Annotated in this window: 2 protein-coding genes; both read right to left on the bottom strand. The window is 32.3% G+C overall.

What is annotated here, in order from left to right:
- Positions 1-391 precede the first annotated feature (391 nt).
- A complete protein-coding gene (locus RCF13_RS18445) occupies positions 392-1,150 on the bottom strand; it encodes a hypothetical protein (RefSeq protein WP_000376629.1) in 759 nt (252 codons plus the stop codon).
- 61 nt (positions 1,151-1,211) lie between these two features.
- Positions 1,212-1,910 (bottom strand): hypothetical protein, encoded by a 699-nt coding sequence (locus RCF13_RS18440; protein WP_000215994.1) that lies wholly within the window; start codon positions 1,908-1,910, stop codon positions 1,212-1,214.
- Between the last annotated feature and the right edge of the window lie 31 nt (positions 1,911-1,941).

The raw sequence follows: 1,941 nt of genomic DNA, 5'->3' as shown, positions 1-1,941 counted from the left end.
TTGTATTTTATCTTTATGAACATATACTCATCTAAAAGAAACACTGTAATGACAAAGGTCTGTAGTCCTTAGCGTACAATTTTCCCGAAATGGTGTCGTGAGGCCTATAAGGGGAATTCCATATTGAAGGAATAATCCCTTTTAAAATCCATCGACGAAGCTCGCACGGTCTTTGCTGTATTTTGTCAGAATGGAAATTAATAGATTATATTATATGTTACCTTTATCAGTAATATATAAAAAGATTTATAAAAAGAACTCCTAATACACACAAGAGTCCTTTTTATAAATTATTCTTTTTCATTTCTTTTTCATTTCTTTTTCATTTCTTCTCACGTACTTTTTATCTTTCATTGAATATACAATTCTCATGTATTAAGAACTCAGTGAATTACACATCCGTCCCTAGCATTTTTTCAATACTTGCTAGTATTTCTTTTTTATCTACTATTAAAGGCAGCGAATACACAGCAGTATTTTCTAAATCTTCTCTTCTATATCGTATTAATGATTGTATCTTCACCTTTGGAATCCCTTGTTTCTCCAGGTATCGATACACCGATACTTTATATCGAAACTTTAAATTCAGATCATCTATACCATCTAATAAGTCTTTGAGACTATATAATCCCATAGGTAATTCGCTAACCGGAAACTCTTCAACAACTTTATTCATTAAATCTGTTTTCGAATATAGAAGACTTGTCTGCTGTAGCGCTATAGTTTCAAACATCTTTGTAGTAGTAGTTTTTTGTTCTTGTTTTTTAGCTAATCTCATCATTTTCTCCCTGGATGCGATGCTTAACTCGTCCAAGTAATACCGTTGCCGATCAACAAGCAAAACTGACTCTTTCAACAAGAATTGTTGAAACTCACTTCGCGAAAATAATTTACGTTTCGTGAACAGCTCCACATATTTACTACCCTCACAATGTGTAAATAAAGCCTTATTTGCTACAGAGTTAATATATACATGATAGATGCATGGCGCTATGTTCCTTTGTACATAGTCATAACTACAACTAAGATAATCAGCCATTTCTTCAATTGTTATATTAAAATCATCTTCTATCAATTCTAGGTATGAAGATGCTATCTCCTCCAACGAAAGCCCCTTACCAGGTATCTTAATTAAAAACTCACTATCCACTTATCTTCCACTCCCTTTAATAGTCATACACTACTTTAGAAAGAAGTTTGCTCATAACCATCTATATTGCGGGCTTAGGTGGAGTTTCCCTGAAAGTAATCCCTTTTTTAGTGATTGTACAATGGTATACATTTTCATTAACGGATTGTTTCTTACTAGCAGCAAATTTTATTTCTTCTCCAAATTCTTTCATACACATACCTAATGAAATATTAACATGTAATCTTTCTTCTAATCGGTTTCTTATTTCATCCATACACTCACCTAAAGGGACAAAATGTGGAGCTTTCAAGTCCTTTAATTTATAATTATTAATATTTCCAAATACATAAAGAAAAGGTTCATTTTTATCGTGATCAAAGCCCCCAATTAAATATGCAGCATTTACCTTAATTTCTTCTAATGGTTTCTTTTTAGAAAAGACCCTGCAAATGAAAGATTTCTTTTTGTGAAGTTCTTCCGCATATTCTTTTTTTCTGTTCATAAGCTCTTCTCGGAAAATAGACTGCGATTCTTCAACCAACTCTCCTAAACTTATATTTGGATTTTGTTGAAACACCTGCATCAGTCTCTTTTTAGATTTCACAGTTGCTTCAACATCACCTAATGCAGCTAAAACAATATGATCAGAAAGCTGAATGATTTTATTTGCCCACTCCTCTATAGAATGTGAAAATTCTTTTCCATTAAATATACTTCTCCTACGATCAGCAGAAATTTGCACATAGTTTTCAAAAATCCCTCCGATTATTACTGTCATTACTTCCTAATCCCCTTTCATTTCATTTAAG

Source organism: Stenotrophomonas maltophilia group sp. RNC7, from assembly GCF_030910085.1.
Lineage (GTDB): Bacteria > Pseudomonadota > Gammaproteobacteria > Xanthomonadales > Xanthomonadaceae > Stenotrophomonas > Stenotrophomonas sepilia.
The sequence above is the reverse complement of the archived record's forward strand: the minus strand, read 5'-3'. Positions and strand labels throughout refer to the sequence as shown.

Excerpts from the sequence above, each read along its gene's own strand:
- RCF13_RS18440 (WP_000215994.1), bottom strand. The coding sequence starts at position 1,910 with ATGACAGTAATAATCGGAGGGATTTTTGAAAACTATGTGCAAATTTCT.